Annotated in this window: 28 protein-coding genes, 1 tRNA gene and 1 riboswitch; of the genes, 19 read left to right on the top strand and 10 right to left on the bottom strand. The window is 59.8% G+C overall.

Annotated features, from left to right (window positions below):
- Nucleotides 1-2 precede the first annotated feature (2 nt).
- Nucleotides 3-446: a CoA-binding protein gene (locus QO005_RS01820; RefSeq protein ID WP_307156254.1), complete on the bottom strand. Its 444-nt coding sequence runs from the start codon at nt 444-446 to the stop codon at nt 3-5.
- A gap of 123 nt (nt 447-569) precedes the next feature.
- Between QO005_RS01820 and QO005_RS01825 the strand changes: the two genes are divergently transcribed.
- Complete coding sequence (locus tag QO005_RS01825) at nt 570-914, top strand: hypothetical protein (RefSeq protein WP_307156255.1); 345 nt, start codon at nt 570-572, stop codon at nt 912-914.
- 4 nt (nt 915-918) lie between these two features.
- Here QO005_RS01825 and QO005_RS01830 read toward each other — a convergent pair whose 3' ends face one another.
- The gene (locus QO005_RS01830; protein ID WP_307156256.1) at nt 919-1,401 is read right to left on the bottom strand and encodes a CoA-binding protein; all 483 of its coding nucleotides are present in this window, start codon (nt 1,399-1,401) and stop codon (nt 919-921) included.
- Between the two features lie 341 nt (nt 1,402-1,742).
- Complete coding sequence (locus tag QO005_RS01835; RefSeq protein WP_307156257.1) at nt 1,743-1,922, bottom strand: hypothetical protein; 180 nt, start codon at nt 1,920-1,922, stop codon at nt 1,743-1,745.
- Nucleotides 1,923-2,210: 288 nt separating this feature from the next.
- Between QO005_RS01835 and rplM the strand changes: the two genes are divergently transcribed.
- From rplM to QO005_RS01865, 6 genes are all read left to right on the top strand, one after another.
- Nucleotides 2,211-2,675, top strand: a complete 465-nt coding sequence (gene rplM, locus QO005_RS01840; protein WP_307156258.1) for a 50S ribosomal protein L13 — start codon at nt 2,211-2,213, stop codon at nt 2,673-2,675.
- A 2-nt stretch (nt 2,676-2,677) separates the two neighbouring features.
- Nucleotides 2,678-3,142: a 30S ribosomal protein S9 gene (gene rpsI / locus QO005_RS01845; RefSeq protein WP_307156259.1), complete on the top strand. Its 465-nt coding sequence runs from the start codon at nt 2,678-2,680 to the stop codon at nt 3,140-3,142.
- Nucleotides 3,143-3,336: 194 nt separating this feature from the next.
- Nucleotides 3,337-3,672, top strand: coding sequence for an antibiotic biosynthesis monooxygenase family protein (locus QO005_RS01850; protein WP_307156260.1), 336 nt, complete (start codon nt 3,337-3,339; stop codon nt 3,670-3,672).
- Nucleotides 3,673-4,281: 609 nt separating this feature from the next.
- Nucleotides 4,282-5,232, top strand: coding sequence for an agmatinase (gene speB, locus QO005_RS01855; RefSeq protein WP_307156261.1), 951 nt, complete (start codon nt 4,282-4,284; stop codon nt 5,230-5,232).
- Between the two features lie 172 nt (nt 5,233-5,404).
- Nucleotides 5,405-6,337 carry an N-acetyl-gamma-glutamyl-phosphate reductase gene (argC, locus tag QO005_RS01860; RefSeq protein ID WP_307156262.1) on the top strand — a complete coding sequence of 311 codons (933 nt, stop codon included), beginning with the start codon at nt 5,405-5,407 and terminating at the stop codon, nt 6,335-6,337.
- Between the two features lie 181 nt (nt 6,338-6,518).
- Nucleotides 6,519-7,343 (top strand): DODA-type extradiol aromatic ring-opening family dioxygenase, encoded by an 825-nt coding sequence (locus QO005_RS01865; RefSeq protein WP_307156263.1) that lies wholly within the window; start codon nt 6,519-6,521, stop codon nt 7,341-7,343.
- A gap of 10 nt (nt 7,344-7,353) precedes the next feature.
- On the opposite strand, the gene QO005_RS01870 is transcribed toward QO005_RS01865, so the two are convergent.
- Nucleotides 7,354-8,457: a COX15/CtaA family protein gene (locus QO005_RS01870; RefSeq protein WP_307156264.1), complete on the bottom strand. Its 1,104-nt coding sequence runs from the start codon at nt 8,455-8,457 to the stop codon at nt 7,354-7,356.
- Between the two features lie 275 nt (nt 8,458-8,732).
- Here QO005_RS01870 and QO005_RS01875 point away from each other — a divergent pair, with 275 nt between their 5' ends.
- The 3 genes from QO005_RS01875 to QO005_RS01885 all read left to right on the top strand — a co-directional run bounded on the left by QO005_RS01875 (nt 8,733) and on the right by QO005_RS01885 (nt 11,198).
- The gene (locus tag QO005_RS01875) at nt 8,733-8,945 is read left to right on the top strand and encodes a DUF2842 domain-containing protein (protein ID WP_307156265.1); all 213 of its coding nucleotides are present in this window, start codon (nt 8,733-8,735) and stop codon (nt 8,943-8,945) included.
- Between the two features lie 208 nt (nt 8,946-9,153).
- Nucleotides 9,154-9,774 carry a DapH/DapD/GlmU-related protein gene (locus QO005_RS01880; protein WP_307156266.1) on the top strand — a complete coding sequence of 207 codons (621 nt, stop codon included), beginning with the start codon at nt 9,154-9,156 and terminating at the stop codon, nt 9,772-9,774.
- A gap of 218 nt (nt 9,775-9,992) precedes the next feature.
- Complete coding sequence (locus QO005_RS01885) at nt 9,993-11,198, top strand: GNAT family N-acetyltransferase (protein ID WP_307156267.1); 1,206 nt, start codon at nt 9,993-9,995, stop codon at nt 11,196-11,198.
- 3 nt (nt 11,199-11,201) lie between these two features.
- On the opposite strand, the gene QO005_RS01890 is transcribed toward QO005_RS01885, so the two are convergent.
- Nucleotides 11,202-13,400, bottom strand: a complete 2,199-nt coding sequence (locus QO005_RS01890) for a GumC family protein (RefSeq protein WP_307156268.1) — start codon at nt 13,398-13,400, stop codon at nt 11,202-11,204.
- Nucleotides 13,401-13,614: 214 nt separating this feature from the next.
- Between QO005_RS01890 and QO005_RS01895 the strand changes: the two genes are divergently transcribed.
- The 6 genes from QO005_RS01895 (at nt 13,615) to QO005_RS01920 (ending at nt 20,316) form a co-directional block, all read left to right on the top strand.
- Entirely contained in the window at nt 13,615-14,178 is a 564-nt protein-coding gene (locus QO005_RS01895; protein ID WP_307156269.1) for a polysaccharide biosynthesis/export family protein, read from the top strand.
- Entirely contained in the window at nt 14,178-15,347 is a 1,170-nt protein-coding gene (locus QO005_RS01900) for a glycosyltransferase family 4 protein (protein WP_307156270.1), read from the top strand. The genes QO005_RS01895 and QO005_RS01900 overlap by 1 nt, the downstream gene beginning before the upstream one ends.
- 298 nt (nt 15,348-15,645) lie before the next feature.
- Nucleotides 15,646-17,190: an undecaprenyl-phosphate glucose phosphotransferase gene (locus QO005_RS01905; protein ID WP_307156271.1), complete on the top strand. Its 1,545-nt coding sequence runs from the start codon at nt 15,646-15,648 to the stop codon at nt 17,188-17,190.
- Nucleotides 17,187-18,521, top strand: coding sequence for an O-antigen ligase family protein (locus QO005_RS01910; RefSeq protein ID WP_307156272.1), 1,335 nt, complete (start codon nt 17,187-17,189; stop codon nt 18,519-18,521). The genes QO005_RS01905 and QO005_RS01910 overlap by 4 nt, the downstream gene beginning before the upstream one ends.
- Nucleotides 18,514-19,731 (top strand): glycosyltransferase family 4 protein, encoded by a 1,218-nt coding sequence (locus QO005_RS01915; protein ID WP_307156273.1) that lies wholly within the window; start codon nt 18,514-18,516, stop codon nt 19,729-19,731. Before QO005_RS01910 ends, QO005_RS01915 begins: the two co-directional genes overlap by 8 nt.
- A gap of 435 nt (nt 19,732-20,166) precedes the next feature.
- On the top strand, nt 20,167-20,316 hold the full coding sequence (locus QO005_RS01920; protein WP_307156274.1) for a hypothetical protein: 150 nt from the start codon (nt 20,167-20,169) through the stop codon (nt 20,314-20,316).
- A gap of 21 nt (nt 20,317-20,337) precedes the next feature.
- On the opposite strand, the gene QO005_RS01925 is transcribed toward QO005_RS01920, so the two are convergent.
- The 5 genes from QO005_RS01925 to QO005_RS01950 all read right to left on the bottom strand — a co-directional run bounded on the left by QO005_RS01925 (nt 20,338) and on the right by QO005_RS01950 (nt 25,347).
- Nucleotides 20,338-21,375: an extracellular catalytic domain type 1 short-chain-length polyhydroxyalkanoate depolymerase gene (locus tag QO005_RS01925; RefSeq protein WP_307156275.1), complete on the bottom strand. Its 1,038-nt coding sequence runs from the start codon at nt 21,373-21,375 to the stop codon at nt 20,338-20,340.
- 252 nt (nt 21,376-21,627) lie between these two features.
- Nucleotides 21,628-22,536 (bottom strand): ABC transporter ATP-binding protein, encoded by a 909-nt coding sequence (locus QO005_RS24180; RefSeq protein ID WP_370877982.1) that lies wholly within the window; start codon nt 22,534-22,536, stop codon nt 21,628-21,630.
- Complete coding sequence (locus QO005_RS01940) at nt 22,533-23,540, bottom strand: FecCD family ABC transporter permease (RefSeq protein WP_471667930.1); 1,008 nt, start codon at nt 23,538-23,540, stop codon at nt 22,533-22,535. Before QO005_RS01940 ends, QO005_RS24180 begins: the two co-directional genes overlap by 4 nt.
- A 56-nt stretch (nt 23,541-23,596) precedes the next feature.
- Complete coding sequence (locus QO005_RS01945; protein ID WP_307156575.1) at nt 23,597-24,556, bottom strand: ABC transporter substrate-binding protein; 960 nt, start codon at nt 24,554-24,556, stop codon at nt 23,597-23,599.
- Between the two features lie 283 nt (nt 24,557-24,839).
- Nucleotides 24,840-25,084: riboswitch (cobalamin riboswitch) on the bottom strand.
- A gap of 186 nt (nt 25,085-25,270) precedes the next feature.
- Nucleotides 25,271-25,347, bottom strand: a tRNA-Pro gene (locus QO005_RS01950).
- A gap of 186 nt (nt 25,348-25,533) precedes the next feature.
- On the opposite strand from QO005_RS01950, the gene QO005_RS01955 reads away from it, so the two are divergent.
- The 3 genes from QO005_RS01955 (at nt 25,534) to QO005_RS01965 (ending at nt 26,876) form a co-directional block, all read left to right on the top strand.
- On the top strand, nt 25,534-25,722 hold the full coding sequence (locus tag QO005_RS01955) for a hypothetical protein (RefSeq protein ID WP_307156276.1): 189 nt from the start codon (nt 25,534-25,536) through the stop codon (nt 25,720-25,722).
- Between the two features lie 349 nt (nt 25,723-26,071).
- Nucleotides 26,072-26,485: a hypothetical protein gene (locus QO005_RS01960; RefSeq protein ID WP_307156277.1), complete on the top strand. Its 414-nt coding sequence runs from the start codon at nt 26,072-26,074 to the stop codon at nt 26,483-26,485.
- 184 nt (nt 26,486-26,669) lie between these two features.
- The gene (locus tag QO005_RS01965) at nt 26,670-26,876 is read left to right on the top strand and encodes a hypothetical protein (RefSeq protein ID WP_307156278.1); all 207 of its coding nucleotides are present in this window, start codon (nt 26,670-26,672) and stop codon (nt 26,874-26,876) included.
- Nucleotides 26,877-26,888 lie beyond the last annotated feature (12 nt).

The raw sequence follows: 26,888 nt of genomic DNA on the forward strand, positions 1-26,888 counted from the left end.
GATCAAGAATGAGGCGCACCGCCGATCAGTCTGGGATATTCGATGGCCGGGCAGCGGTTCATCACCACCTTCAACCCTTCCGCCTCTGCCCGGGCCGCCGCTGCCGGATCGCTGACACCAAGTTGCGTCCAGATAACAGCAGGCATTTCTCGCATCTCAAGCGCCTCCTCCACCACGCCCGCCACATGCTCGGATGCGCGAAACACATCGATCATGTCCACCGGCTCGGTGATATCGGCAAGACGGGCAACCACTTTCTGCCCAAGGATCTCCTTGCCCGCCTGCCCGGGATTGACCGGAATGACACGGTAGCCCTTCTGCAGCAGAAAGCGCATGACGCCAAAACTCGGACGATCCGGATTGGGAGACGCCCCCGCCATGGCGATGACCTTTACGCTGGTCAGGATTTCCCGCAGATAGGCGTCGTCATAGGCTTGATGATTCATCGGGGATCTCCTCATGCCGAAAACACAGGCGTTAAACATACCCCTTACTCTTGAAACAAAAAGGGGCGCGATCGACTTTGTGATGAAAGCCGCCATGCCCATGGGGCTCACAGGGAGAAGACAATGAAATCCATGTTCTCAGCCGGCGTCCTGCTCGCCGTCTCGTTCGTCGCCACCGACGCCCTCGCCATTCAGCGCTATAACAGCACCACAATGACCTGCGAAGGCGTCCGCCAGGCAGTACGGAGCGAAGGCGCGACCATCCTGCGCTATCCTTCCAAGCGCGTGGCCGGTATGACGCTTTATGACCGTTATGTGCGCGATCGCGGCTTCTGCAATTCCAATGAATATGCCGAGCGCGCCACCGTGCCGACCCGCGACAACCCGGCCTGCCCGGTGCTGAACTGCCAGCCCATCGAGGATCTGGACACCGGCTTCCTGCGGATCATCCCCAACCACCGCCTCTGAAACCTCAAGAGGCTGGCTGTGTAAATTGCTCCGTTCCATGATGCGCAGCCGGATGTTGCGCCTCATAGACCAGCCGGTATTCCGCGACCAGCGCCCGGTTCATGACAATGGCAATGCCTGCGGCTTCGGCACGGGCCGCAGCGGCGTCGTCGCGCACACCAAGCTGACCCCAGATCGCCAGAGGACGATGCGGAAGGGCGAGAACCTCGTCCACCACACCCGAAAAGGCATCTGCCTTGCGGAAGACATCGACAAGATCGATGGGCTCCGGCACGGCCGCCAGGCTCTCATAAACAGGCTGGCCCAGAATATGCCGACCCGCCGCTGCCGGATTGACCGGAAAGACCCTATATCCCTTTCCAAGGAGAAAGCCCGTGACCCAATGGCTCGGGCGGTCGTCTCGCAAAGACGCGCCAACCACGGCAATTGTGTGCACCCGGGAGAGAATCTGCCTTAGGAACCCATTGTCATAGGCATCATGGTTCATGACGTCTCCTTTCGCGGCATCAAGCCGACCCAAAGATCATCCCGTCTCTATCCCGCCTGTCATCATACCCCTCATTCTTTAAGGAGTGCGAAAGAGCATTCGTTTGAAGCTGCCGCCGCCTGTTTTCTTTCGAAACAGGCCGCTTCCACAAAATTGCAACTCCAAACACTCAACCAAAGGCTGAAAAGACGCTTTTTCCTAGGACGAGGCCGGCATATGTTAACGCTGTCACCATGAACGTCCATTTTTGGGCTCATTTTGCCGCGTGTGACACAGATCACAAAGCAGCGACATCGTTCGCTTTTTGTATCTTAAATATTCGGCATCTGTTCTTGGGTAATTTAGCGCTCAACGAAATGCTTAGGCCTTGGCATAAAAGGGATTTTTCCTCTCAACTTTCCGCACGCGGAGCGAGCCTGCGTGTTTTCGAATTTAATCGATTTATATTGCAAACCTTTTGCCTGTGCAGCTTTGGTCCAGCCGTTAACCATTGCGGCAAAGCTCAGTACCGCCTGCGCCATCAAATCATCAACCAGCCGGAGAGCATAACCAGACCCGGAAGGCGTCAGGCAAAAAGGAAAATTTACGGTATTATAATACCATATACTCAACCCTTTGAATTACATGGATTTTTCAAAAAGACCGCGGTATCGCCACCGCTTGACTGCAACAGAAGCCGCCACTATAAGACCGCCAGCGCAAAAGCCGTTGGCCTTTGGGCATTTTTCTTGTGGTTGCAAGCCGCAAGACAAGCAACAAAAAGCGCCCTGCGGCACGGCTGCCAGGGACCAGATGGAAAGCAGAAATCCATGTCTACCTTCGTTCAGAAGCCCGCCGAGGTGGAGAAGAAGTGGATCATCATCGATGCCGAAGGCCTCGTTGTTGGTCGCCTCGCCACCCTGATCGCCACGCGCCTTCGCGGCAAGCACAAGGCGACCTACACGCCTCACGTCGATGATGGTGACAATGTCATCGTCATCAATGCCGAGAAGGTCGTCTTCACCGGCAAGAAGTATCAGGACAAGAAGTATTACTGGCACACCGGCTATCCGGGTGGCATCAAGGAGCGCACCGCACGCGCCATCATCGAAGGCCGCTTCCCGGAGCGCGTTCTCGAAAAGGCTGTCGAGCGCATGATTCCGCGCGGCCCGCTTGGCCGTCGCCAGATGAAGAACCTGCGCGTCTATGCCGGTTCGAACCATCCCCATGAAGCACAGCAGCCCGTCGCTCTCGACGTCGCCAAGCTGAACAGCAAGAACGTAAGGAGCGCCTGATCATGGCAGACCTTTCTTCCCTCAAGGATCTGGGCTCTGCTCAGGGCTCCGCTCCCGCCCATGAGCGCAAGGTCGATGCGCAGGGCCGCTCCTACGCCACCGGCAAGCGCAAGAACGCCGTTGCCCGCGTATGGGTCAAGCCCGGCACCGGCAAGATCGTCATCAACGGCAAGGAATACAGCGCCTATTTCGCCCGTCCGGTTCTGCAGATGATCCTGCAGCAGCCGATCGTGGCCGCTGCCCGTTCCGGTCAGTTCGACATCATCGCCACCGTTCACGGCGGCGGCCTTTCCGGTCAGGCCGGTGCCGTTCGTCACGGCATCTCCAAGGCCCTCACCTACTTCGAACCGGGCCTGCGCTCCGTTCTGAAGAAGGGTGGCTTCCTGACCCGCGACAGCCGCGTTGTCGAGCGTAAGAAGTACGGCAAGGCCAAGGCCCGCCGGTCCTTCCAGTTCTCCAAGCGTTAATCGCTGGCTTCATTGCATCCACGACAAAAGCGGGGCTTCGGCTCCGCTTTTTTGTTTGCTCGTGGCTTCAAGAGAAAATTCCTCGATGACATGGCGAACCGTCGCCCACCCATCAGGAAATTGAATTTGTTCATCACAGCCTAAAGATGGACCCTGCGATCGACGCCATTTTCGCACCATAGGGATCGTAGGTCATGACATCCCCCTTCGCCAACCTGCCCGCCCCGCCCTATTACGTCGTCAGCTTTTCCTCCATCAGAACGGCAGGAGACAATGGCTACGGCGAAATGGCTGACCTGATGGAGGCCCTGGCCGGCGAGCAACCAGGATATCTCGGCGGAGAAACCGTCCGCGGTCCGGACGGATTCGGCATCACCAATTCCTATTGGCGCGACGAAGACAGCATCCGTGCATGGAAACAGCATGCCGACCATGTTATCGCGCAGAAGACAGGCCGGTCTGACTGGTATGAGCGCTATGAGGTGCGCATTGCGCGCGTCGAGCGCGCCTATGGCTTTGAACGCCGATAAGGGGCACGCACGCAGTTGGTAAACGCGCCCATTTTCCGTCGGCCAGCCTGCGCTCTGTCAAGAAACATTTTCAACAACCCTTGCTACCGCGGCCGCACGGAGAGCTTCGCCACCTCATGATGAACGCGGAAAAGATGTAGCGAACATTTTTTAACACCTAGCCTGTTTACAAAAGTTCTTTTTACCCCTAATTTTTGGGGTAAAGCAATTTATGACGAATGCAGAGAAGGACTTATCACCCACAAATGAGGGTGTCTAATGATCCTTCCTATGAAATAATGTGTTAAAGCTTACAATCGCAGGAAAGATGTTTCATCGAAAAATCAGGACTTGTTAAACTTATATTTTGACAAGCAACACCCCTTCTTCCAAGACTTGATCTATGTCAGTTAACACGAGCGCTTTTTCTGAAAGAAACACTGGCGGTTTCGCGGAGATCGGGCGTTCAAGCGGCTGGCCCATGGCAATATTTCCATCTTTGATTGCAGGAGAGAGGGATCAGCGATGGACGGGGCATGAGGCACCGAAAACCCGGCGAAACAGATGTGAGCATGTTCAAAGCGCTTAAGCCGGATATCGGCGGCGCATGATGACGATATGGGGTATTCATTGGTACAAAAATCAATTGATCACGCTTTCACGGCCTCCGACCTGACAAGCGCCGCATCCGATCCCACCTATGCAGGCGCGCTGTCCTTCATGCGCCGCCGCTTCACCAAGGATTTGACCGGTGTGGACACGGCCATCTGGGGCATTCCCTTCGACGCCGCGACCTCCAACCGGCCCGGCGCCCGGTTCGGACCCCAGGCCATTCGCCGCGCCTCGGCCATCTTCGACAATGATCCGCAGTACCCTTGGGAGTTCGACCTGTTCTCCCGGATGCCCGTGGCGGATTACGGCGATTGCCGTCTGGACTACGGCAATCACTGGGAAACACCCGCTACCATCGAGCGGGAGGCCTCGCACCTCCTGAACAATGTCAATTTCCTGCTGACACTCGGCGGCGACCATTTCATCACCTGGCCACTTTTGAAAGCCCATGTGGCTAAGCATGGGCCGCTTGCCCTCATCCAGTTCGATGCCCATCAGGATACATGGTTCGATGATGACAAGCGCATCGACCACGGCTCCTTTGTCGGCCGTGCCGTGCATGAGGGGCTGATCGATCCGGCCCGCTCCATCCAGATCGGCATTCGCACCCATGCGCCGGAAGATTGCGGCATTCGCATCCTCTTCGGCCATGAACTGGAGGAGATGACGGCGGCCCAGGTGGCTGAACGCATTATCGCCCATGTCGGCCCGCATCCGGCCTATCTGACCTTCGACATAGACTGCCTCGATCCGGCCTTCGCGCCGGGCACCGGCACGCCGGTCGCGGGAGGCCCGAGCAGTGCCAAGGTGCTTTCCATCCTGCAACGGTTGAGCCCGCTCGATCTGTGCGGGGCGGATGTGGTGGAGGTCGCGCCCGCCTATGACCATGCCGATATTACGGCCATTGCGGGGGCAACCATCGCCATGTATATGCTGGGCCTGCGTGCCAAGAGGCTGCGCGCCCGTTAACAAAAAGAATCAGATGCTTGCTAGAGCATTTCCAGGAAAAGTGGGAACCGGTTTTCCGTCTGGAAATGTGTAAAAACAAAGTTTTAGAGCGGTTCAATGTTTCCGTGAAACATTGAACCGCTCTAGAGTGAGTCCGAAAGCTCCGGCAAGCCTTTGAAAAAGCGAGGATGAAATGACAGCGAAAATCTTCATCGATGGCGAACACGGCACCACCGGCCTGCAGATCCGCAGCCGCCTGGCCGAACGCCGCGATGTGGAATTGCTGTCCATCCCTGAAGCCGAGCGTCGCAATGCAGCGCTCCGCGAAGACCTGCTGAACAGTGCCGATATCGCCATTCTCTGCCTGCCGGACGACGCCTCGAAAGAGGCCGTTTCCATGGTATCGGCCAATAACCGGGTGCGGATCATCGACACCTCGACAGCCTTCCGGGTCTCTCCGGACTGGGCCTATGGCTTTGCGGAAATGGACAAGGCGCAGGCGGAGAAGATCCGGTCGGCGCGCTTTGTTGCCAATCCCGGCTGCTACCCCACCGGCGCGGTGGGGCTTATCCGCCCGCTCAGCGCCGCCGGCCTGCTGCCTGCCACCTATCCGGTCACGGTCAATGCCGTTTCCGGCTATACTGGCGGCGGCAAGCAGATGATTGCGCAGATGGAGGATTCCACCCGCGAAGACGCCATCACCGCCAATCATTTCCTCTACGGCCTGACGCTGAAGCACAAGCACCTGCCGGAAATGAAGGTTCATGGCCTGTTGCAGCAGGCGCCGCTGTTTTCGCCGTCAGTCGGTCGTTTTCCGCAGGGCATGATCGTGCAGGTGCCGCTGCTGCTGCCGGCGCTGGGCAATGGCGCAACGCTGGAAACCATCCATGCCGCGCTGGTTGCTCACTATGCGGGACAGGACATCGTCACCGTCGTGCCACTCGAGGAAAGCAGCAAGCTCTCTCGTATCGACGCCGAGGAACTGGCGGGCAAGGATACGATGAAGCTCTTCGTGTTTGGCACGCCGGGCGGCGATCAGGTCAATCTCGTCGCCCTGCTGGATAACCTCGGCAAGGGAGCATCCGGTGCTGCCGTGCAGAACATGAATCTGATGCTGTCGGCCTGACATCGTTCACCACCACTGTGGCCCATCAAGGGGGATCGTTCATTTTTTATGAACGATCCGTCAGCCGTTCCGGGGGTCGCTCAACCCTCTTCCCTTTGCTATTTTTGCTTCATAATTTTTGCGGAATGGAGAGGTGTGGCCGCAGGCTGCTCGGCTCTCCGTAAGAGAACTGGAGCAGGCAATGGGTGAGCGTTTTCCCGTCTATTTCATTCCCCATGGCGGCGGACCCTGGCCCTTTATGGAGTTTCCAAAGGATGCCCAGGGTCACGGCCCCTGGGATGATCTCGGCGCCTTTCTCAAGGGGCTGGATGCGGAGATCGGCCGCAGGCCCAAGGCGGTTCTGGTCGTCTCCGGCCATTGGGAAACCGAACCGGTTCCCACCGTCAGCACCGCGCCCAACCCGCCCATGCTGTTCGATTACTATAACTTCCCGGCGCATACCTATGAACTGAGCTATCCGGCCCGCAATGCGCTGGATCTGGCATCGCGAGCGCGCGAACTGCTGGGCGCCGTTGGCATAGAAAGCGCCGAAAACGCCCAGCGCGGCTTCGACCATGGCGTTTTCATTCCGCTGATGCTGATCTATCCCGAAGCGGATGTGCCGATCACCATGATTTCCCTGAAAAACACGCTGGATGCGGAAAGCCACTTCAAGATCGGCGAGGCGCTCGCCCCGCTGCGGGATGAGGATGTGCTGATCCTCGCCTCAGGGATGAGCTATCACAATATGCGTGAATTCCGCCGCGCCTTGCCGGAGCATGTCAGCGAAGCGGTCCGTTTCGATGACTGGCTGACCGAAGCCGTGGAACTTTCGGATCCGCAAGCCCGCGCCGAACGGCTGGCGACCTGGGCCGAAAACCCGGATGCGCGCGCCTGCCATGTGCCGGATCACGATCACCTCGTGCCCCTGTTTGTGGCGGCCGGTGCAGGCGGCACGGATGCGGCAAAACGCGTGTTTCGCGGCAGTTTCATGGGCAAGCCGTATTCGGGCTATCGTTTCGGCTGACCTGAATTTTTCACGTTGTCACTCGAACCTGGGTTTCTGCGGGATATTCCCCGTAGAAACCGCGCAGATGCGCCACGGCAAAGCCGAGCACGATCAGCGCGCCACCCTGATGGGTCAGCGCCATATCCAGCGGCACATGCAAAAGCAGCGTGGCGATGCCGATGCTGGCCTGCAGACATATCAGCACAAACAACACGACGCTGCGGCGGGCATGGGTGGTGCCGGGTGCTGTCTTCAGGCTGTAAACCATATGCGCCAGCGCCACGAGCAGCAGCGTATAGGCCCCGAGGCGATGGATGAATTGCACGGTTTTCGGGTTTTCGAAGAAGTTGATCCAGGCGGGCGTCTGCACCAGCAGGTCGCCCGGCACCAGCGCGCCATCCATCAGCGGCCAGGTATTGTAGGAAAGGCCCGCATCAAGCCCCGCCACCAGCGCGCCGAGATAGATCTGCAGGAAGGCAAGCCCCAGCAAGACCCAGGCCCAGCGCCGCGCCGTGGGCTGCCCGGCATGATCGCTGCTGTGGTGGGAAACACCGCGCATCACCCAGACGGACGAGGAAAAAATCAGGCACGCCATGATCAGATGGGTTGCCAATCGGTATTGGCTCACCTCGGTTCGCTCTGTGAGCCCGGAAGACACCATCCACCAGCCAATAAAGCCCTGCAAACCGCCAAGCGCCAGAATACCGACCAGCGGCCAGCGCAATTGCCGCTCGATGCGCCCCGTAAGCCAGAAGAACAGTAGCGGCAGCGCGAAGATCACCCCGATACTGCGGGCCAGAAAACGGTGCGCCCATTCCCACCAGAAGATGGTCTTGAACTCCTCCACCGTCATGCCCTTGTTGACCAGCTCATATTGCGGGATCTGCTTGTAGAGCGCGAATTCCTCTTCCCACTCCGCGGCATTCAGCGGCGGGATCACCCCATGGATAGGCTTCCATTGGGTAATGGAAAGACCGGAATTCGTCAGACGCGTCGCCCCACCCACCAGAACCAGTGAAAACACCGCGACAATCACCACCCAAAGCCAGAGGCGCACGGCGCGGCGATTGCGGCTTTGGCGGTCCATGTCTGCGACGAGGGTGGCCTGGCTGGCTGTGCTGGTCATTGTCATTTGTCAAACCTCTTCTTCCGCTGAAGATGTGCATCAGCCCGGCCTGTCTGACAAGGGCAGACCTTTGCGACAAGGAGTCGCTTGTGACGGCGCGCAGTTGCGAAGCAAAACCGCGACTACACTTTTGCAGGAATGCTCTACAGCGCTTCAGTGTTTCATGGACACACTGAAGCGCTGTAACTTTTTGTTTTTACGCATTTCCGGACGGAAAACCGAATTCCACTTTTCCTGAAAATGCTCTAGAACTGTCCGAGTTTCCAGGAGGAGGGATCCACATGCCTGTCAGATTGCGCAAATTCATCGGCACCTTCCTGATCGTAGCCCTGGTCATTCTCTACGCCCTGATCGCCACCACCATTGCCACATTGGCACTGGCGCAATCGCCCTGGTGGGTGCATCTCCTCTATTTCCTTGGGTCCGGCGTCTTCTGGGTGGTGCCCGCCATGTTCCTGATCAAGTGGATGGCTGGGCCGGTTCATAGATCATAGGGCAATAGCGCCTGTCATGATCCTGTGACGGCTCTGTCATCAGAGTGTGATGCTATGGGTCTTTATGCTTGGATGTTTACAGCATGTCGCGCAAAAGTGTGCAGCGGTTTTGCGATAACGACATGCGTTAAACCAAGAACGTAAAGCACGTTGCATGAGGCTGATAAGCCGCAACGGGCTTTAGCGCAACAAACCCGCAAGGCTTCCCATGGCAACCAAACTCTCCCTCCAGCCGCTGGTGGACCAGACCGCAAGCGTCATCAACTCCACCCTTGGCCGCTACACCGAAGTCGCCGCCCGCTGCCGGCTGGAAGACTGCGAGATGGATGACTATTCCTATATCATGCAGGATGGCAGCATCTGGTGCGCCACCATCGGCAAATTCGCCAATATCGCCGCCGCCGTCCGCATCAACGCCACCAACCATCCCACCTGGCGGCCCACGCTGCACCACTTCACCTACCGCGCCGCCGATTACTTCGAGGGCGCGGAAAATGATGGGGACTTCTTCGCCTGGCGAAGAGAAAACCGGGTGGTGATCGGCCATGATGTCTGGATCGGTCACGGCGCAACGCTGCTGCCGGGCGTCACCATCGGCAATGGCGCGGTGGTGGGTGCGGGCGCTGTGGTTTCGAAATCCGTTGCGCCTTATACGATTGTCGGCGGCGTTCCAGCCAAGCTCATCCGGGAGCGCTTTCCCGCCCCGGTCGCCGAGCGCATGGATCGCCTGCAATGGTGGGATTGGGACCATGACCGGCTTTTTGCAGCGCTCGAGGATTTCCGCACCCTCTCCGCCGAGGCGTTTCTGGACCGCTATGAGCAGCATTAAAGCACGTTGCGGCTTATCAGCCTCATGCAACGTGCTTTACGTTCTTGTGTTAACGCATGTCGTTATCGCAAAACCGCTGCACACTTTTGCGCGACATGCTTTAGCAGCATCTTAACGCTAAGTGCTGGTCAAAGCGAAGAACACAGGATTTCATAGCAAAAGCTTAAATCCTGCCGGAGAAGACTGCGCGTGCGACATCAGCCTCACGGGACAAACACGTGGTCCACCTATCGCCTGAAAGCAACAGCGTCCATCACACGTCCGAGCCAACCATGCTGACGGTGGAGTTGCACCGCGCCATGGAGCCGCTGGAGCGGGAATGGCGGCTTTTGCAGAGGGACAATTACGCATCCCTGCATCAGGGCTATGACTGGTGCAGGGCCTGGACAAAGACCCATGGCAGCCACCTCGCCATTTTGCGCGGTCGCATGCAGGGCGAAACCGTATTTATCCTGCCGCTGGAAGTGGTGCGGACCGGTCTTGTACGGCAGGCGCAGTTCATCGGCACGCGCTTCACCAATATCAATACGGGCCTGTTTACCCCCTGCTACCGCAGCACCGCGGATGCTGCCCGGCAGAAAATATTGGTGGATGCCATTTCCAAGGCACTGAAGGACGAGGCCGATCTTGTAGCGCTCACCAATATCCCGTTCGACTGGCGGGGGGAGCGCCATCCCTTTGCAGGGGTGAATGCGGTGGAGCACCAGAATCACAGTTTCCAACTGCCGCTCAGCGGCAGCATGGCCGAAACGATCGCCCCGCTGAATGCCAAGCGCCGCCGCAAGAAATATCGCAATCAATTGCGCAAGATCGAAGCGGCAGGCGGCTTCGATCATGTCGTCGCCTCCGGCGAGGACGAAAAAACTGCCCTTCTCGAATGTTTCTTTCGCCAGAAAGCGGATCGCTTCCGGTCCCTCGGGCTGCCGAATGTCTTTCAGGCCCCGGAGACGCAGGCGTTCTTCCACCTCGTCACACAAATGTCCTCCGGCGGCTATGATGTGCCGCTGGAACTGCATGCCATCAGAATGCGCGGTGCGCTGGACGGGCAAATCGCGGCCATTGCCGGCCTGTCGCGAAAGGGAGATCACATCATCTGCCAGTTTGGCTCCATCGATGAAGCCCTGGCGCCGGAAGCAAGCCCGGGCGAACTGCTGTTCTGGCTGGTGATCGAACAGGCCCTGGAAGATGGCGTCGCCCTCTTCGATTTCGGCCTTGGCGACCAGCCCTATAAGCGCCGCTGGTGCAGCATCGAAACCGTTCAGCACGACGTTCTGTTGCCAATCACCACCGCAGGGCGGCTCGCCGCCCTTGCCCATCGCGGCGTGACCCGCACCAAGACGATAATCAAGGGCAATCCGCATCTTTACGCCCTGATCCAGAGGTTCAGGGCGGAGAAAGATGCCAAAACCGCGGAAGAAGAGTAAGAATTATACCGCCTTACCGAAACTGCGCTCCTCCACCGCGTCGGACGGCAGATCGGCCTTGTCGCTCATCAGCAGCACATCGCTCTGGCCAATGGCGTCAAACGCCTCCATCAGCGCCGCTAGCCCCTCTTCCTGCGGCTCGGGTATGGAGAGGATGATTTCCTGCTCGCGGCCACGGCACAGCCGGGCGATATTGTCTACACTTGCGGCCCCGCATTCCACCAGCACCAGATCATAGGCATCGGCAAGCGCATCGGTAATCATCGACAGACGGTCGATGCCGCGCAGCGCCTGACGAATGTCGCTTGCGCCCTGCGGCACGATATGCGCGGGCGAAAGCCGATCCGGGTGGATCGTCTCGCCAAAGGCGGCATCGCCGCAGAGAAGATCGGTCACGCCCGGCAGATCGGGATGCGCCGCCATCAACAGGGTCGGACAAGCAGAGCCGGTCATATCGATCAGGATGACGCTGCGCCCGGCTTCCGCCACCTCGCGCGCCAGCATGACGGTGGCCGCAGAGCCCTCATCGCCGCCGGGCGACAGAACAATGGCCTTGGAAACGCCGCGCTTGGAAAGATACCGCGCCACCGAGGCAATCGAAAATTCGCTTTCCGCAGGAAGCGGTGCTGACTTAATGTCAGTACTCTCCCCTTCGGCGAGCGCCGTTGCAGCCGAGGCGGCAATGGCGGGCTCTAAAGGGCGGTGAGCAGGCTCGGGAGCGTGCGGGAAGGCCGTTGGCTCCACCTCGGGCTCTTCCCGGCGGCGGATCGGGCCACGGCCCGGCAGCGGCACCGGACCGACCGGCTTCAACGCCCTGCCGCTGAAGAGTTCCAGAATCATGATGATGACGGTGCTGACCACGAAGGTCGCCACACCAGCGACGATGGTGATGGGGAGAACCTTGGGAAAGTTCGGCTCGCCCGGCTCCATGGCACGGGAAATCACCCGCGCATCCGCAGGCGTCGCATTGGGATCGATCCGGCTGGAGGCTTCCCGGTAGCGAGCCAGATAGGTTTCCAGCAATTGCCGCTGCGCGGCAGCTTCGCGCTCCAGCGCCTTCAGCCCCACTTCCTTCTCACCCGCCGTCGCCGTGTCGGTCTTGATCGTCGCAAGCTGCTGCATCAACTGCTGCTCTTTCAGCCGGGCGATATTGGCGTCATTCTCCACATTGGAGAGCAGCTTGCGCGTCTCCGTCTGGATTTGCGTTTCCATGCTGGCAAGCTGCGCCTTCAGCGCCTTGAGACGCGGATGATTGTCGAGAAGCGTGATCGACAGGTCGGAAATCTGCGCCTTCAGCGCCGCCTCGCTCTGTTTCAGGCTCTGTATGGCGGGCGAGGCCATGACCACATCGAGATCATCCGGCGCCCTGCCGCTTTTCACGGCGGCCTTCAGGTTTTCCAGCCGCGCTTCGGCATTGGCGCGATCCGCCCTCACCCGCACCAGTTCGGCGGAGATATCGTTGAGTTGCCGCGAGGCGAAGGAACTGGCATCGCCAGCCGGAATGAGATCGGAGGATTTGCGGTAATCGGCGATCTTCTGCTCGGCATCGGCAACCTTCTGGCGCAGATTGGCGATTTCCGGCTCCAGCCAGCGGGCGGCATCTTCATTGCTGTCGAGCTTGGCGCCGCTTTGCACGGCGAGATAGACATTGACCATGGCATTGGGAATGGCCGCCGCCAGCTTCGGATCCTTGGAGGAGAACTCCACCCCGATAACGCGGGATTTTTCCACCTGATAGACCTGCAGCTTGTCCAGGAAGGTCTTGATCACCCGGTCTTCCGGCTTCAACTCCAGCGGGTTCTTCTTCAGATGCAGCATGACCATCAGGTCGCTCAGCGCCGATGGATGCAGATCGGGATCGAATTCCTTCAATTCATAAAGCTTCAGATCCTTCACCACCTGCCGGATGAGATCGGCGGAGCGGAAAAGCTGGACCTGGCTTGCGATATTCAACTCATCGAGAACCGGCTCGGAGGCCGCGGATTTTGCGTTTTCGGCATCGTAATTCGGCGCGCGCGGCTCGATCAGCACCGTGGTTTCGGCGCGATAGGTCGGCTTGATGAGGCTTGCACCGGCAAAGGCCGCCCCCGCCATCAGGCAGGTGATCAGTGCAACCCTGCCCTTGCGCTGCCAGACGGCGCGCAGAAGCTGGGCCAAGTCGATGTCGACATCCTGATCCGCTGTGTTCGGTCCAACCGGCATTCCGGCGCTCCTTTAGGGTCAAAACTCAATCAGGATGGGTGATTTGCGCGCGCTCCGCCTGAGCGCACGCCCGAATGTAACGCGACCGTAAATCAACATGGTAACTCAAGGGTTAATTCGAGAAATATCAGTCTTCGGGCATGCTACTTTACGCTCCGTTAACCATAATCACCGATAAGAGACCCATTCTGACTGGGAGCGCGACTGCAAAACCATGGCGAAACGTCTGTTTCTGGCACTTGCCGCCCTGCTTTGCCTTTGCGTTGCAGGCTGCTCGACCTACCGGCCCGCGCCGAAGGTCTTCAATGAGGCGACCATCCAGCCCTACCGGCTGGACAGCGGCGACCGGCTGCGTGTCACCGTTTTCGAGCAGGCAAGCCTGACCAATACCTATACCGTGGACCAGGCCGGTTACATTGCCTTTCCGCTTGTCGGCCAGGTGGCCGCACGCGGCCTGACGCTGCCGCAGCTTGAAAACGCGCTGGCCCAGAAGCTGCGCCAGGGCTATCTGCGCAATCCCGATGTCAGCATCGAGGTGGATCGCTACCGGTCTATCTTCGTCATGGGCGAAGTGGGCCAGCCGGGGCAATACAGCTATGTGCCGGGCATGACGGTGCTAAATGCCGTGGCGGTCGCGGGCGGTTTTACCAGCCGTGCCAACCAGCGGGACGTGGATGTGACGCGCAAGGTCAACGGCACCATTGCCACCGGCCGGGTGCCGGTGACCGATCCGATCCTGGCGGGAGATACGCTTTACGTACGTGAACGGCTGTTCTGATGCAGGAAGCCCGCCCGCTTCGCATCATCCACTGCTTCCGCTCGCCCATTGGCGGTATTTTCCGCCATGTCCGCGATCTGGTGGAGCAGCATGATGCGGCGGGCCATGAGGTGGGCGTGATCTGCGACAGCCTGACGGGCGGGGCTTATGAACAAGCGCTTTTCGAAGCGCTGACACCGAGGCTGAAGCTTGGCCTCACCCGTCTGCCGATCCGGCGGGCGGTTGGATTTGGCGATATCGGCGCGGCTCATGCCTGCTATCGCCAGATCAAGAGTTTGCGACCGGATGTTCTGCATGGTCATGGCGCCAAGGGTGGCGCTCTGGCCCGGATCATCGGTTCAGTGCTGCGGGTGCAAGGGTCTCGCGTTGCCCGCTTCTATTCGCCCCATGGGGGCAGTCTGCATTACCGCAAGCGAACGCTTGCGGGCGAAGCCATCTTTGCGCTGGAACGGCTGCTGGAGCGCCAGACGGAGGGTATTGCCTTCGTCTGCGCCCATGAGCAGCGGGATTATGTGCGCAAGGTGGGGCCGCCGCGCCACACCTTCCGGCTGATCCATAACGGCATTGCCGAGGCCGAATTCGCGCCCGTGCCGCCCGCCGCCAATGCCGTGGATTTCGGCTTCATCGGCATGCTGCGCGACCTGAAAGGCCCGGATGTCTTCATCGATGCCTTTCAGCGCACGGAACGCCGTCTTGAAAGGCCGCTCTCCGCCGTAATCGTCGGCGACGGGCCGGATCGCGACAGATATGCCGGCATGATCGAAAAGCGCGGCCTCGGGCGGCGCATCCACCTCTTGCCTGCCATGCGCGTTGCGGAAGCGTTTCAGTTGACCGATATCGTCGTGGTGCCAAGCCGGGCGGAATCCTTTCCCTATATCGTGCTGGAGGCCGTGGCGGCTGGAAAGTCGGTCATTGCCAGCCGCGTCGGTGGCATTCCGGAAGCGTTGGGCAAGGAGAGCGCAGCCCTGGTGCCGCCTGACGATCCCGACCGGCTCTCTGCCGTCATGACCGAGGCGCTCACCTCGCCCGGCTGGAAGGCCCGCACCATGCCAGAGCATGAGGCGTTTCATCAGCGTTTCTCCGCAGCCACCATGGCCGCGAACATGCTGGAGCTTTACAGATCGCAAATGCCGGAGGAACGGGAAGCCCCCTCCCGCCCCGTTTTGTAACAGGCTTTGGCCGGTAACTAAAAAACCACCATTTTAACTAGGTGTTTCTTAGCGTCTCTCCGCTATGGCTTGCTAATGCATGGCGCGCAAAAGTGTTCAGCGGTTTTGCGGGAACGTCATGCCCAGGAATAAGACTTGAAGCGTGCCTCGGGAAACCGGGATTGAGAAGCACGCTTCAGGCCATGCGGGTCATGCGCATGAGGCGCAGCAGGCAGATGGACACCGGCAAAGGCGGCACGCCTTTACCGGACCTGACCATACCGCCCGCCGCTCTTGCGTGACATGCCCTGCCGGAGGGATGTCGGTCATGAGCAATCTTGAATCTCTGGATGTTGCGAAATTGCGCCGCAAACTGCGGGAAACCGCGGAAGCGGCGGGCGACGTGACGCTGGCGGAAACGACGCTGTCACCGGCAGCCAACCGGGTTGCCAGCCAGTTTCGCGAGACGCACAAATCTCCGGCCATGCTGATCGGCCAGCTCGGCATTTTCGAATTCACGCTGTTGCTTGCGCTGACGATCCTGGGCCTGGTTCTCACTGCGGGAACCGATGGTATTCTACCGCAACTGGGCATCGCCGCCGCCATCGCCTTTGGCTACAGCCTGCTCAGCCACATGGCGGACAGCTATCAGATCACCACGCTGCGCCAGCCGCTGCGCTCGGTCAAACGCTGCATCATTGCACTGGTGCTGAGCTTTGCGCTGGCGGGCATCACAACGCCTGTGCTTGCGCCAACACCGTTTCTGATGTCCTGGCTGCCCGGCACCGGGCTTGCCGCCTGCCTGATCTTCGGCCTTGGCCGTTTCGCTCTGGCGCTGGCGCTGAAGCGCTGGACGCGCAACGGGCTGATCGAACGCCGCGCCGTCATCGTCGGCGGCGGCGAGCCCGCCAAGCAGTTGATCCGCGCACTGGAACAGCAGGAAGACAACGATATCCGCATCTGCGGCATTTTCGACGATCGCGGCGGCGACCGTTCGCCCAATATCGTCGCCGGTTATCCCAAGCTCGGCACCGTGGCGGAACTGGTGGAATTTGCCCGCGGCACCCGCATCGACATGCTGATCATCTCGCTGCCGATCAGCGCCGAGGATCGCATTCTGCAATTGCTGAAAAAGCTCTGGGTGTTGCCGGTGGACATCCGGCTGGCGGCCCATGCCAACAATCTGCGTTTCCGGCCCCGCTCCTATTCCCATGTCGGCGAAGTGCCGATGCTGGACCTGATGGACAAGCCGATCCGCGACTGGGATTCCGTGGCCAAGCGCGCTTTTGACCTGTTCTTCGCCACGCTCGCCATCCTGCTGCTCTGGCCGGTGATGGTGGCAACGGCGCTGGCGGTAAAATTCACCTCCAAGGGGCCGGTGCTCTTCGTGCAGCGCCGCCATGGCTTCAACAATGAAGTCATCAACGTGTTGAAATTCCGCTCCATGTATACGGAGATGAGCGACCCCACCGCAAAGCTTGCGGTGACGAAAAACGATCCGCGCGTCACGCCCGTTGGCCGCTTCATCCGCAAGACCTCGCTGGATGAATTGCCGCAACTCTTCAACGTGCTGCGCGGCGATCTTTCGCTGGTCGGTCCGCGTCCGCATGCAGTTCTCGCCCAGACCCGCGACCGGCTCTATGGCGAGATTGTCGAGGGCTATTTTGCCCGCCACCGCGTCAAACCGGGCGTCACCGGCTGGGCGCAGATCAGCGGCTGGCGCGGCGAGGTGGATACCGATGACAAGATCAAGGCCCGCACGGCCTGCGACCTCTATTACATCGAAAACTGGTCCCTGCTGTTCGATCTCAAGATCCTGCTGCTGACCCCCATCCGCCTCATGAATACGGAAAATGCCTATTGAGCGCCGTCGATCATCATAGCCGGGCGAGTTTCCGCCCGGGCATGGCGCTGGTCAAGCTCATCAGCAACGGCGCGGTGGCGTTCGGCGTGTTTTTGCAGGGCTTCGTCATTCACGAGCCCGCGCCGCATGAGCTTTACATGGGCCTGCTGATTCCGCTGTGGTTCCTGCTGGGGCTGAAGATTTCCCGGGCTGTGGCGCCGCTGGTCGTGCTGCTTCTCGTCTTCAATGTCGGCGGACTGATGTCTCTGACCGTCATGGACGATCTGGACGAAGGGCCGATGTACATGGCCATCTCCGCCTTCCTGGCGCTGACCTCCATGTTCTTCGCCGCCATCATCGAGGACGAGCCGAAGCGGCTGGAACTGATGTTCAAGGCCTGGGCGGCAGCCGCCGTCATCACGGCATCGCTTGGCATTCTCGGCTATTTCCATGCCTTTCCGGGCGCGGACATTTTCACCCGCTACGACCGCGCCATGGGCGCCTTCAAGGATCCGAACGTTTTCGGCCCCTTCCTGATCGCGCCTGCGCTTTATCTCATGCATGGCGTGCTGACCGGCAGGCTGATGGATGCGCCCTGGAAAATCCTCGGCCTGCTGATCATCGCCTTCGGCATTTTTCTCTCCTTTTCCCGCGCGGCCTGGGCGCTGTTTCTGTTCTCGGCGGTGGCCATGGTGTTCATCCTGCTGCTCAAGGAGCGCAGCACGGCCTTCCGCCTGAAAATCCTGATGCTGGCGCTGATTGCAGGCGTGCTGATGGTGACGGCGCTGGGGATTGCGCTGCAGTTCGACAAGGTCAGCGCCCTTTTCGCCAACCGCACCCAGTTGGTGCAGGATTATGATGGCGGCCATCTCGGCCGGTTCGAACGCCACCAGATCGGCTTCCTGATGTCGATGGAAAAGCCGCTCGGCATCGGCCCCATGGTGTTCAGCAAGATCTTTCCGGAAGACGAGCACAATATCTGGCTGAAATGCCTGACGAGCTATGGCTGGCTGGGGCTTGCCTGCTTCGTCTCGCTGCTGGCCTGGAGCATCTGCTTCGGCTTCAAGCATCTGCTGCGGAACCGCCCGTGGCAACCCTATCTGATGATCGCCTGGATCGTGCTGATCGGCCATGCCGGTATCGGCAATGTCATCGATATCGATCACTGGCGCCACGTCTATCTGCTGCTGGGCATTCTCTGGGGCTGCCGGGGGCTGGAGCATCGGGCCGAAAGGCGGGAACCGGTTTTCGGACAAATCCGACGCGAAAACAAAGAACCAGAGCATCGCTTTGACCGGCAGGCTCAAAGGCTGCAACAACAACAAAATCTATCCGGGGGGATCCATGGCTGACACTGAGGCATTGCGGCTTTTGCAGGTGCTGGAACCGAGCGGCGGCGGTTCGGGCCGCCACTTTATTGATTTGTGCGGTGGGCTCACCCGCGCCGGTCATCAGGTTACCGCCGTCTATTCGCCGCTCAGGGCGGAAACCCGTTTCATCGAGGAGCTTTACGGGCTTGGCCTCTACCGGGTCGTGCCGCTTGCCATGCGCCGCGCCGTTGGCCCGTGGGATGCGAAGGACCTGATGGGGCTCCGGCAGATCATCCGCCAGCATGGCGCCTTTGACCTGATCCACGGCCACAGCTCCAAGGCCGGCGCGCTGACCCGGCTGGGGCGCGGCTTCGGCAATGCGCCGGTTGTTTACACGCCGCACGCCTTCCGCACCATGGACCCGGCCCTTGGCCGCAATGGCCATCGGCTGTACGGCACGGTGGAGCGGATGCTGGGCCGTTTTCTGAGCGACAGGATCATCTGTGTTTCACAGGATGAGTTTCACCATGCGGCCAGTCTTGGCATCCCGCCGGAAAAGCTGCGCATCGTCGTCAACGGCGTGGCCTATCCGCCATCGGAGAACCGCAGTGCCTTGCGTGCCCGGCTGGGGCTGGACAAGAACGATTTCCTGTTTGGCTTTGTCGGCAGGCTGGTGGCCCAAAAAGCACCGGAGCGGTTGATCGAAGCCTTTGCCGAGGTGAAGGCCGCCATGCCGAACGCCCATCTGCTGATGATCGGCCAAGGCGAGATGGAAACGAACCTACGCAGCCTTATTGCCCGCAAGGGGCTGGAAAAGACGGTGCGGCTCCAGAGCGACATGGCCGGTCACGACGCCATGCAGGCCTTCGATGCGCTGGTTGCGCCCAGCCGTTACGAGGCCATGTCCTATGTGATGCTGGAGGCGGCAGCGGCCGGTCTGCCACTGATCCTCACCCAGGTGGGTGGCGCCAGCACCGTGCTGGAGCATGATGTGAATGGCTGCCTTGTCGCCAATAGCGACGACCCCGGCCCGCTCAGCCGCGCCATGCTGCGGCTTGCCGATCCGCTTATCCGGGCCAGATTGACCGCAGGCGCGCTTTCCCGCCGCCATGGCTACCGGCTGGAAACCATGGTTCAGGAAACCCTGACAGTCTACGGCGAACTGCTGCCGGGCCGCGTGGTGAGAAAGCGGGTAGAAGAGACTGACACGCTGCCGGGTCACCCCGTCATGAAGCAGGCCGTCGGGCTCTAGGGTCAAAACTCAATCAGGATGGGTGTTCTGCAAGGCGTATTTTGTGTCTGAGTAGGAGGAAAGGTGCAGGAAATGCCGATCATTTTCAAACCTTTCCGACGCCCGCAGGCGCAAAATACGCCTTGCCCGAAGGGTTGAGCGGGATGGGCCGCCTGATTGCGAACAATGCTCGACAAGGCCTTAGGGCCTTGCCTTGCGCTTGTTCGCGGCCATTCAATCCCATCCCGTTCAACAGAACACCCATCCTGATTGAGTTTTGACCCTAAAGCACGTTGCGGCTTATCAGCCTCATGCAACGTGCTTTACATTCTTGGTTTAACGCATGTCGTTATCGCAAAACCGCTGCACACTTTTGCGCGACATGCTTTTATGGAACAATCTTCAAATTGCCGCATTTTGCTCTGGCAACAGGTCTCAGCAGGAGAAAAAGCAGGCATGAACCGCAGCAACGGCCTTTACCTCATCATCGGCGCGCTTATCGTCGTCGTCGCCGGTCTCGGCGCCTATATCTACCATGAGCAGACCAAGCCCAAGGGCGTGGAACTCAGCATCGGCCAGGACGGTGTCAAGGTCGAGCAGAAATAAGATTGGGCAGAAGGGACGGCCTCAGGCCGCCTTGCGTCCCGCCGGTGAAAGTCCCCAGCGCTCCACCAGAAGGTGGGCAAGCGACAGCGGAAAAGCCAGCATGAAGGGCTGGCTTTCCTGTTTCTGGCTGATCGGAAAGCCATGGGCAAAGCCATCGAGAATGGCATATTCCACCTTGATATCATCACGCGCATTGCGCCAGGACAGCCGCTCGCCGCCGGGAAACACCGATCTTTGCGGAGCGACATCCTCAAGCCCGTTCAGCCCTAACCACTGGCTGACCAGCGCCTGACCATTGCCAATATCCACCACCTCATCCGCCGTGCCATGCCAGATGGAGATATCCGGCCAGTTCACGGTTTCGGGGCTTGCCTGACGCACCAGCCCCGCCCATTCCTGCGGGGATTTCTGCGGCGCCTGCCGCATGATGGCGAGCGCACCCATGGCATCGCGCACCGCGCCGAACGGCAGCCCGGCCATGATCGCCCCCGCCCGGAAACGCTCGGGATAAACGGACAGCAGGGCTGCCGCCATGGCGCCACCGGCTGACAGCCCCACGACATGCACCGCTGTCTGCGAAAGATCATGGGTTTCAATCAGGAAATCGATCATCTGGCGGATGGAGCCGATTTCGCCGCGATCTTCGGCCACGGCGCTTGGGCGAAACCAGTTGAAACAGAGATTGGGATTGTTGGAATGGCGCTGCTCCGGATAGAGCAGCGCAAAGCCATGCTTGCGCGCCAGGACCGACCATTCGCTGGCCCTGTCGAACTCCTCCGCCGTCTGCTGACAGCCATGCAGCACCACCACCAGCGCCGCGCCGGGCTTCAGCCCCGGCGGCACATAGGCCAGCATGCGCAAATGGCCGGGATTGCTGCCAAAGGCGGTGACCTCTTCCAGATGCGGCGCCGGTTTGGCGGATGCCGGTTTGGCTCTGGGCTTCGCGGCTTCCTGCCCCAGGCCAAGCCCCGCCTGCTGCACCACTCTGTTCACGGCCTTCTGCCATTGGCGCTGCTGACGAATCATGGAGGAGACGGATTTCGGAATTTTCAAGCGCATGATGGTCCTTCGGGCCGATCCGGGACGGTGAAGTCTCCAGGATAGACGTAAATTGACAAGAATGGGTGCATGCGATGGATGAAGACGCCATGCACCCGGAAGCGAAACGACCCCAAGGAACCGCTTGCGCTTCATCAAGGACATGCTGCACTGCAACCAATATAGGGCAAGAAGTTGGCTTTGCGAGCAGAAGATTGCCGGGCCGCTTGAAAAGCAGCCTTGCAGAAAAGACCGATCTCTCGAAAAGTCGGGTTATTCGGCGGCTGCCGCGTGAGCGCCGGCCGTTCTCGAAAATTGCGGCGGCAGATAGCGGATGGCAAGGCCACCGCCGAGCGCACAGGGTGCAATCTCCGCCTCGACAGCAAACACCTTGCGCAAGAGTTCCGGTGTCAGCACCGCATCCGGCGTGCCAAGCGCCACCAGCCGACCACCATGCATCACGGCAATCCGGTCACAGAACATGGCGGCGTGGTTCAGATCATGCAGCGCCGCCACCACGGTGAGAGCATCGTGCCGAAAAGGAGAATCGTCAGGATGTTCTGAGCCCTCGTTTTCGCATCGGATTTCTCCGAAAACCGCTTGGCACTTTTCGGTCCGATGCTGGAGCGACTGTTGCTTGACCAGATCGAGAAGGCCAAGCTGATGGCCGATATCGAGATGGTTGGTGGGTTCGTCCATCAAAAGCACCTGCGGCTGCTGGGCAAGGGCCCGGGCAATATGCAGGCGCTGCCGCTCCCCGCCGGACAATGTGTGCCAGGCGCGGGCGGCAAGCGGCGCCATATCGACAGCCTCCAGCGCGGCCTCCACCACCGCATCGTCAGCACTGGACCAGGGCGATAACGGCCCAAGATGGGGAGTGCGACCCAATTCCACCGCCTGCCGGGCCGTCAGGCGTTCGCCGGTCTCGGCCTGCTGCTCCACCAGTGCCAGCTTGCAGGCAATGGCGCGGGGAGAAAGCACGGCAAGCGGCATCCCCTCCAGCAACACCTCGCCTGCCTGCGGGCGGCGCAGCCCGGCCAACAAGGCCATCAGGCTGGTCTTGCCCGAACCGTTCGGGCCGATAATGCCGAAAAACTCCCCCCGGCGGATATCGAGGCTCACATGATCGACAATGGTGCGGCCACCCGTGCCCCAGCAAAGATTGCGTGCCGAAAGCATCATGACCTGGCCTTCCTTTGGGTGAGAATGATGGCAAAGGCTGGTGCCCCGACCAGTGCGGTCACCACGCCGATCGGCAGAACCTGACCGGGAATGACGATGCGCGAGAGAATATCGGCAAGGATCATGAACACCGCGCCGATCAGCGCCGATACCGGCAGCAAGGCCCCGTGGCGAAACCCGACCAGCAACCGCGCCGCATGGGGAATGACCAGCCCGACAAAGCCGATGGCCCCGACGAGGGAGACCATGACGGAGGTCATCATTGCCGAGGCGGCAATCAGCAGCGCGGCGGTGCGCCGCACGGAAATGCCAAGCGAGGCCGCGGAATCGCGCCCGAAGGTGAAAGCATCCAGCGCCCGCGCCTGCGTGAGGCAGATGACCAGGCCGATCAGCGCCGCAGGAACCGCAAGTCCCGCATCCGGCCAGCGCACGCCGGAGAGATTGCCGAGCAGCCAGAACATCACGCCCCTCGCCTGCTCCGCCGTCGCGGATTTGGCAACGATGAAGGAGGTGAGTGCGTTGAAAAGCTGGGAGCCCGCCACCCCGGCCAGAATGATCATGCTGCTCGCCCTGCCCGCCTTCAGCGACAGCAGGCTGACAAGGCCGAAGGCCAGCAGCGCGCCCAGAAAGGCACCGGTGGACAGGCCGATAATCCCACCGCCGATGCCGAGAATGACAACCGAGACGGCCCCGGTCGAAGCGCCTGCCGAAACCCCGAGAATATAGGGATCGGCCAGCGGATTGCGGAGAAGTGCCTGCAACACGGCGCCGGATACCGCCAGCGCCCCGCCACAGCAGGCCGCCACCACGGCGCGGCTCAGGCGGTAGCTCCAGACGATGCCTTCATCGATGGGCTCCAGCGGATAGCCCGCGTCCCATAGCCGGTTCGCCACCGTCTTGGCGACGGTGGAGAAAGGAATGGAGGTTTCACCAATCGCCGCCCCCAGCCACAGGGCACACAGCAGAACCAGGATCGCCAGCACGCATTTCAACAGGATCGTCACTCCGGCCTTGTTTCTGACAAGGCCGGTGCGGTTGATGCTCTGGCTTGCTGACGCCTTCACTGGCCGAGATCCGAGGCGGCGATGGCGCTGGCAAGGGTTTCAATGCCATCAATGGTGCGGATGGTGGGGTTCATGGACTGCGCATCCATCTCAAACACCCGGCCCGCCTTGACCGCTGGCATCAGGCTGGCGACGGCATCCTTCTTCAGGAAATCGCGCTTGGCCTCGATACTGTCCAGCGGATAGCGGCGGCGATCCATGCTGGCGGCCACAATCATGCTGGGATTGGCCTTGGCCAGCGTTTCCCAGCCGACGGTGGGCCATTCGTCGTCGGTTTCCACCACATTCCTCAAACCGAGCGCCTCCATGATATAACCCGGCGCGCCATTGCGGCCAGCCACATAGGGGTCCGCATCCTTCTGGCTGGAGAACCAGAACACAGCGGACAGCCTGCCCTTGGCAGAGGCGAGCTTGGCGCGTGCCGCAGCCTCCCGCGCCTTGAGATCGGCCACCACCTGCTCGCCACGGTCGCTGACGTCATAAATGGCCGCAAGCTCGCGGATTTCCTGGTAGATCAGGTCCATGGTAAAGCGGTCATGGCGCACGCCATCGCTTCCGGCGGCGTTTTCCTTGCCGACGCAATCCGATGGCGAGATGTAGACAGGAATGCCAAGCTCCTGAAACTGCTCCGGCTTGGCCACCGCCCCCTGCGGACCGACATGCCACTGGAACTGCACCGTCACCATATCCGGCTTGCGGGCCAGCACGCTTTCAAAGCTCGGATCATTATCCGCCAGCCTCGGCACCCTGGCATTGACCTCCTCATATCCCTTCAACACCGGCCCCACCCAGACGGCGGTGCCCACCACCTTATCCGCCAAACCGAGCGTGTAGAGAATTTCCGTGCTGCTCTGCCCGATGGAAACCGTGCGAGACGGCGCGTGCTGAATGGTAATGCTGCGCCCGCAATTGTTGAGCGTCAGCGGATAATGGGTCTGTTCGGCAAAAGCTGGCATCGCGCCCGCGGCAAGGGTCAGGCCGGAAGCGGCAAGAACGGCGTAAAAAAGCCGCGAACCACGAAATAGCATGGAAGTCTCCCGATATGGAAAAGCAGCACCCGAACGCCTTGCGGGTTCAGGACTGGAATTGACTGCAAGAAGATTTGAAAGGCGGCTTCTCAGGCAAGAGAAAGCCAACAGGCGTGATCGCTCGGGATGGACGAACACGTTGGACCGCGCCCTGGCGCGGCAAGGAAAAAAGCCATGATCTGCTCCTGTTCCGGGCATCCCCGCCCGTGACGATGGACTATGTTGGACGGCAGGTCTCCTGGCTCACGAATATCTGTCGCCCATCTGCCTTCCCACGCTGGCCGGTCGAACCGGCGTCTGCACAGTGGCATGCCCTTGCGGACACGAGGATGGACGGCAATCCGCTTACAGTTGCGGGGGCAGCCACGGCCTTGGTCCCATGCGGGTGGCCCTCACCGTGTTCCCTTTTCATCCCCAACGCCTCGCGGTCGGGGAACCGTCACCTTCCAGTTAAAGAAAGGCAGAGCGAGGCGTCAAGCGTGATTACACCGTTTGCCGGAAAACCTACCCGGTTTCCATGCTTGAAATGTAATAACATTACAAAAACAGAACGCAAGACAGAAACAGCAAAAACTCGCCGCATTTTCAAACTGCGAGACAACAAAGCGTTTTCATTCAATGAGATGGTAACGGGGGAAGAAATGGTCGGAGCGACTGGACTTGAACCAGCGACCCCTTGACCCCCAGTCAAGTGCGCTACCGGGCTGCGCTACGCTCCGACCTGCTCCAAGAGCAAGGTTCACTTAGAGTCTTTGCGCAGGCGGCGCAAGGGCAAAAACACGGATTGCAGTCAAAAAACACGCAAAGTCCTGAAATGAAAGAGCTGTGGCTCACCTGCCGGGGAACAGCAGCCGTAAACCGCGGTTTGTCTGACACACCCCAGGGCAAAACAGGGAGAAACGATCATGAACGACAAGAAAGCGCTGCTGCCGTTGCTGGGTATGGTCATCGTTCTGTTGATCTGCGCCGGGCTCTGGTATGGCCTCAACCAAAACAACCAAGCCGCCCCCACACTTCCCGCAGACAGGCAGAATACCGAGGAAAAACTGCCCGCAGGGCCTACGGACCGATCCTCCCTGCCCGGAGGGCGCTGACGTGCTCTAGGGTCAAAACTCAATCAGGATGGGTGTTCTGCAAGGCGTATTTTGTGTCTGAGTAGGAGGAAAGGTGCAGGAAATGCCGATCATTTTCAAACCTTTCCGACGCCCGCAGGCGCAAAATACGCCTTGCCCGAAGGGTTGAGCGGGATGGGCAGCCTGATTGCGAACAATGCTCGACAAGGCCTCAGGGCCTTGCCTTGCGCTTGTTCGCGGCCATTCAATCCCATCCCGTTCAACAGAACACCCATCCTTATTGAGTTTTGACCCTAGATCCTTGTGTCCACGCCTTTGCGAAGGGAAACCCGGTTTCCACTTTTACCGGAAATGCTCCAGCGGAGCGCATTTGATATTTGCTCTTCAGGGCGGCGCCAACGGTAGCAGATATCCAGAACCATACCATTTTAGCGCGAAAAAATCAGAAATTCCTAGTTTTTTCCTTTTCGTCATAATTGAGGACCAAGGACGTGCTATGATTGCTTATAGGGTGAAGCAATGTTGCTTTAACCTCGCATCAACGCATGCGCTGAAAATGTCCGCATGCGCGCAGGCAATGAGCCGCATCTGTCTGATTCCACAGGATGGTTCGCCGTCCGAACCATTGAACAAGCCATCTGCAACCCTTCAAGAAATTTTGAAATACCCCATTTTTTTAGGGGTATCAATTTCGACTTTTTTTGGTACCTTTGGAACAGTTCTTTTAAGCCGATTTTCAGGGTTCGTAATCGGCGACTCCAAAGGCGGAGACAGCTTGGCTTAGCTCGCTGACAGAAGTGTGCAGCGGCTTGCGATGATGGCATGCAAGCAGAACCAGGACCTGAGACGTGAAAAGCGAGGTTGAAATATCGCCAACACGTTTTGGGGCAGACCGTCCAACGCCGGGCGGTGGGAGAGCGGCAACCCTATAAAATTCTTAGAAAGCCGCAGAAGATGTTGGGGAGATCATGACACCAGACCGCGTGGCTGCGGAAGCAGCAGACCGATTAAAAACCTTCCAGGACTTCATGACTTCTCCGGAAGCCTTGGAGAACGCACTGGACCTTGCGCACCGCCTCGCCGATAGCGGGCTGGATGATGTTGACGAGATCATCGACCTCACCCGCCAGATGGGCGGCAAGCGTTACAATCCCGGCACGGGCTCGATGGAGTAGCCCGTGTTGCCT

This window comes from Allorhizobium paknamense (assembly GCF_030815125.1).
Classification (GTDB): domain Bacteria; phylum Pseudomonadota; class Alphaproteobacteria; order Rhizobiales; family Rhizobiaceae; genus Allorhizobium; species Allorhizobium paknamense.